General features: G+C 74.4%; 5 protein-coding genes. All 5 read left to right on the top strand.

What is annotated here, in order from left to right; genetic code table 11:
* Positions 1-12: 12 nt before the first annotated feature.
* Positions 13-987, top strand: a complete 975-nt coding sequence (ftsY, locus tag HMPREF0731_RS07815; RefSeq protein ID WP_051014737.1) for a signal recognition particle-docking protein FtsY — start codon at positions 13-15, stop codon at positions 985-987.
* Positions 988-1287: 300 nt separating this feature from the next.
* A complete protein-coding gene (locus HMPREF0731_RS07810) occupies positions 1288-2124 on the top strand; it encodes an endonuclease/exonuclease/phosphatase family protein (RefSeq protein ID WP_007003530.1) in 837 nt (278 codons plus the stop codon).
* Entirely contained in the window at positions 2121-3662 is a 1542-nt protein-coding gene (locus tag HMPREF0731_RS07805) for a phospholipase D family protein (RefSeq protein ID WP_007003529.1), read from the top strand. The genes HMPREF0731_RS07810 and HMPREF0731_RS07805 overlap by 4 nt, the downstream gene beginning before the upstream one ends.
* A 160-nt stretch (positions 3663-3822) precedes the next feature.
* Positions 3823-4635, top strand: coding sequence for a creatininase family protein (locus tag HMPREF0731_RS07800; RefSeq protein WP_007003528.1), 813 nt, complete (start codon positions 3823-3825; stop codon positions 4633-4635).
* A gap of 31 nt (positions 4636-4666) precedes the next feature.
* On the top strand, positions 4667-4905 hold a 239-nt coding region (locus HMPREF0731_RS25920; protein ID WP_408734759.1), incomplete at its 3' end, for a hypothetical protein.

Genomic DNA, 4905 nt, shown 5'->3' with positions numbered 1-4905 from the left:
GCCCCCCTGCCCGTGTCCCGGGCGCCCGAACCCGCCGCGCCGGCGGCCACCGAGGACGACACGCCGCGCGGCGGCTTCTTCGCCCGGTTGAAGGCCGGCCTGTCGCGCTCCACCGCGCGGCTGACCGACGGCCTCACCGGCCTCTTCACCAGGCGCAAGCTGGACGAGGCGGCGCTGGAGGAGCTGGAGGAGGCGCTGATCACCGCCGATCTCGGCGTCGCCGCGTCGCAGCGCATCGTCGAGCGCTTCCGCAAGACCCGCTTCGGCAAGGAGGTCTCCGACACCGAGGTGAAGGAGGCGCTGGCCGAGGAGATCGCCGCCATCCTCGCCCCCGTGGCGAAGCCGCTGGAGATCGACGCGGCGAAGCGCCCGCATGTCGTGCTGGTGGTCGGCGTCAACGGCACCGGCAAGACCACCACCATCGCCAAGCTCGGCCAGCAATTCGGCGAGCAGGGGAAGAAGGTGGCCTTCGTCGCCGGCGACACCTTCCGCGCCGCGGCGGTCGAGCAGTTGCAGATCTGGGGCAACCGCACCGGCGCCCAGGTCCACGCCCCGGCGAAGCAAGGGGCGGACGCCGCCGGCCTCGCCTTCGACGCGCTGAAGGCGGCGCAGGCCGACGGCACCGAGATCCTGCTGGTCGACACCGCCGGCCGCCTGCACAACAAGGGCGCGCTGATGGAGGAGCTGCGCAAGGTGGTGCGCGTGATGCAGCGCGTCGACCCGACCGCGCCGCATTCGGTGCTGCTGGTGCTGGACGCCACCACCGGCCAGAACGCCACCCAGCAATGCAAGGTCTTCGCCGAGATGGTGAACGTCACCGGCCTCGTCGTCACCAAGCTGGACGGCTCGGCCAAGGGCGGCATCGTCGTGGCGCTGGCCCAGGAATTCGGCCTGCCGGTGCATGCGGTGGGCGTGGGCGAGAAGGCGGCCGATCTGCGGCCCTTCTCGGCGCGGGATTACGCCCGCTCGCTGCTCGGGCTGCAATAAGACAGGGGGCTCCGCCCCCTGAAACCCCCGCCGGGGTGGCAGGGCCACCCCGGACCCCGCCTTCCGTTCAGAAAGCCGCAACCGGGCTGCGGCAGGGTCGCCCGCCCCGAACCCCCGCCGGATCCGCCGATGCGCCGCCCCCGCACCCCGCCCCCGCCACCCGGCGAATCGGCAAAGCCTTGGAAACCCTGGCTCCGTTTCCTAGGTTTTCCGGCAGGGGGCATTCCCCAGGGCGGTGCCGCGCTGCCGCCATTCCCCGAGGCGGAGGGCAGCACCGATGCATCACCGGACCCACCACGCATGAGCAGCCTGCTGCGCCAGGAGGCCGGGCTGGCCGGGCTGCGCCAGGCGCATGGCATCCCGGCCCTGCCCGCCATCGCGCCCGAGCCCGCCAGCACCGCGCCGATCACCGTCGCCTCCTACAACGTCCACAAATGCGTCGGGCTGGACCGGCGCTTCGACCCCGCGCGCATCGCCCGCGTCATCGCCGAGATGGCGCCCGATCTGGTCGCGGTGCAGGAGGCCGACCGCCGCTTCGGCCGCCGCGTCGGCCTGCTCGACACCGGCGCGCTGGGCGAGCTGGGGCTCAGCCTGGTCCCCGTCTCCCGCCTGCCGGACGGGCATGGCTGGCACGGCAACGCGCTGCTGGTGCGGCAGGGCACGCCGCTCTCGGTGCAGCGCCTGGCCCTGCCGGGGGCGGAGCCGCGCGGCGCCGTCATCGTCGAGCTGGAGCTGCCCGCCGGGCGGCTGCGCGTCGTCGCCGCGCATTTCGGCCTGCTGCGCCGCTGCCGCGCCCGCCAGGGCGCCGCCATCCTGGAGGCGATCGCCGCCGGCCCCGCCATGCCCACGCTGATGATGGGCGACCTGAACGAGTGGCGGCCGGGGCGGCGCTCCTCGCTGCGCGCGCTGGAGCCCTTCTTCGGCCCCGGCATCAGCTTCGGCCCGGCCAGCTTCCCCTCGCGCCTGCCGGTCTTCGCGCTGGACCGCATCCTTGGCTGGCCACAGGGCGTTGTCCGGGATGTGCAGGTCCATGACACCCCGCTGGCGCGCATCGCCTCCGACCACCTGCCGCTGAAGGCGCGGCTCAGCCTGGCCCCCGCCGTGGCCGGGCTGCCCGGCGTGCCGGCGGCGGCATGACCGCGCCCGCGGCCCCGGAGACGCTGCGCCATGCCGCCGGCCTTCTCCCTGGCCTCCCCCCCGCTCCTCCCCCTCTGGCCAGCCCGGTGGCGCTGATGGCCCCCGTCCTGGCCGGCGCCGCCCCGCTGCCCTCCACCGCCGATGCCTGGGCCGACGCCCTGCCCTCCGGCGCCGAGACCGGCCTGGCCCTGGTCAGCGACGGGCTGGAGGGCTTCATGCTGCGCGCCGCGACGGCCCGCGCCGCCGGCCGCACGCTGGACCTGCAGTATTACCGCTGGTCGGACGACATCACCGGCGGGCTGCTGGCGCGCGAGGTGCTGGCCGCCGCCGATCGCGGCGTGCGGGTGCGGCTGCTGCTGGATGACAGCTACGCCCTCGGCGCCGATTGGCGCATCACCCTGCTCTCGGCGCATCCGCGCATCGAGGTGCGGCTGTTCAACACGGCGCGGCTGCGCTGGCTGGGCCAGTTCGGCCTCGGGCTGGAATTCGCCCTCGGCGGCTGGCACCTGAACCACCGCATGCACAACAAGAACTGGGTGGCGGATGGCCGGCTGGCCCTGGTGGGCGGCCGCAACATCGCCGACGCCTATTTCGACGCCGCCGGCGATTTCAACTTCCGCGACCTCGACATGCTGATCGCGGGCCAGGCGGCGCGCCAGGCGCAGGATGCCTTCGACGCCTACTGGGCCAGCAGCCTGGCCCGCCCCGTGGAGCAGTTCCGCAAGGTGGCCGGCATCTCGCCCGCGGCGCTGGAGGATTTCCGCGCCGAGCTGGCGGCGATGCCCGACTCCGACAAGGCGCGGCCCTATCTGCAGGCGCTGGCGGCGCGCCGCTCCGCGCTGCTCGACCCGGGGCGCGCCCTGCTGCCGGCGGAGGGCGAGGTGCGCGTGCTGGCCGACCCGCCGGCCAAGGCCAAGGGGCGCGGCATCGGCGGCGGCATGGCGCCGGCGGTGGAGGCGATGCTGCGCGGCGCCACGCGCGAGGCGGTGCTGATCTCCCCCTATTTCGTGCCCGGCCGCAACGGGCTGCGGCTGATCGGCCAGCTGCGCCGGCGCGGCGTGGCGGTGACGGTGATCACCAATTCGCTCGCCGCGACCGACGTGGTGGCGGTGCACAGCGGCTATGCCCGCTACCGCAAGCACCTGCTGCGCTTCGGCGTGCGGCTCTACGAGCTGAAGCGCAGCGGCGAGCATGGCAGCGGCGTGTTCGGCTCGCGCGGCGCCAGCCTGCACACCAAGGCGATGCTGGTGGATGGGCAGGCGGTGTTCGTCGGCTCCTTCAACCTCGACCCGCGCTCGGCCAATCTGAACACCGAGATGGGCGCCTTCGCCCGCCACGCGGCGCTGGGGGCGCAGCTGCGGCAGGAGGCGGAGCGGCTGACCGATCCCTGCCGCTCCTGGCGCCTGGGCCTCGGAAGGCTGCGCCGCCTGTCCTGGACCGACCAGAACGGCACCGTCCATGCCGAGCCCGACGCCTCCTGGAGCCGCCGGATGATGGCCCGCGCCATCCGCTACTTCCCGCTGGAGGCGCAGCTCTAGGCGCTGCCGGCCCCGGGCGCCGCCTGGGACGCGCGGCCCACGCCGGAAGGCTGGCCGGCCGGACGGCGCACCGAACCGGGCGGCCTCTGCCGCCGCCCCCCTTGGCCTCGCCGCCGCCAGGGCCGAGCATGCCCGCGTCACAGACCGGGAGACGGGGACGATGCCACAGGACACCGAACACCGCTGGGAGCGGCTGACCGCGCCGGAGCTGCGCGCGCTGGCCGCGCGCGACGCGCTGGTGCTGTTGCCGGTCGCCTCGCTGGAGCAGCACGGGCCGCACCTGCCGGTCTGGACCGACAGCCTGATCGGCCATGCCGCCTGCCTGCGCGCCGCCGCCCTGGCCAGCGACCTGCCCGTGGTGGTGCTGCCGCCGATGTGGCTCGGCCTGTCCGAGCACCATCTGCCCTTCGGCGGCACCATCAGCCTGGACTACGACGCCATGCACCGGGTGCTGCGCGGCGTCTGCCGCTCGCTGAAGGCGCAGGGCTTCGGGCGGCTGTTCCTGGTCAACAGCCATGGCGGCAACATCGACCCGCTGGCGGTGGCGGCGCGCGAGCTCTGCGCCGAATTCGCCATGCCGGTGGTGGCCGGCACCGTGTTCCGCCTGGACATGCCGGGCATCGCCGCGCTGCTCGACACCCAGCCCGGCGTGCAGCATGCCTGCGAGGCGGAAACCAGCCTGGTGATGCATCTGGCCCCCGAGCTGGTGCGGCGGAAGGAGATCGCGAACGCCCTCTCCGGCCCCGCCGTGCCGGCGCCGGAAGGGCTGCACCGCTTCTGGTCCTTCGCCGAGCGCGCGCCGGACACCGGGGTGATCGGCGACCCGCGCGCCGCCACCGCCGAGAAGGGGGAGAAGCTGCTGGCGGTGATGGCGGCCTCGCTGGTGGCGGCGATGCGCGATCCGGTGGCCTGGCGCCGGCCGCACGCCGTCTGGCAGGGCGGCGCGGCGGAGCCCTGGGCGCCACCCGGCTGAACCGCCCAGTCCACGCCGATAGGTTGAAAATTTGCTGGAGGGTTCACGCCTAAGCAGTTATAAAATTTCCGTGATGATGCTCCGGGGGTTCCAGGTCATGGCTCTGCCGCACGCGTTGCCTCTGCTGCTGCTGCCCACCCTGCTGGCGCTGGCGCCGCCCGAATCCCTGCCGCCGGCCGGCGATCCCCCCGCCCTGGCGGAGCCTGCCACCCCGTCCCGGCCGCTGGATCCGCCGCTCCTCCTGCCACCCGGCCTGCCGCTGGCCGTCCC

This window comes from Pseudoroseomonas cervicalis ATCC 49957 (assembly GCF_000164635.1).
GTDB lineage: Bacteria > Pseudomonadota > Alphaproteobacteria > Acetobacterales > Acetobacteraceae > Pseudoroseomonas > Pseudoroseomonas cervicalis.
Note: the sequence above shows the minus strand (reverse complement) of the source record. Positions and strands in the feature narration are given on the sequence as shown.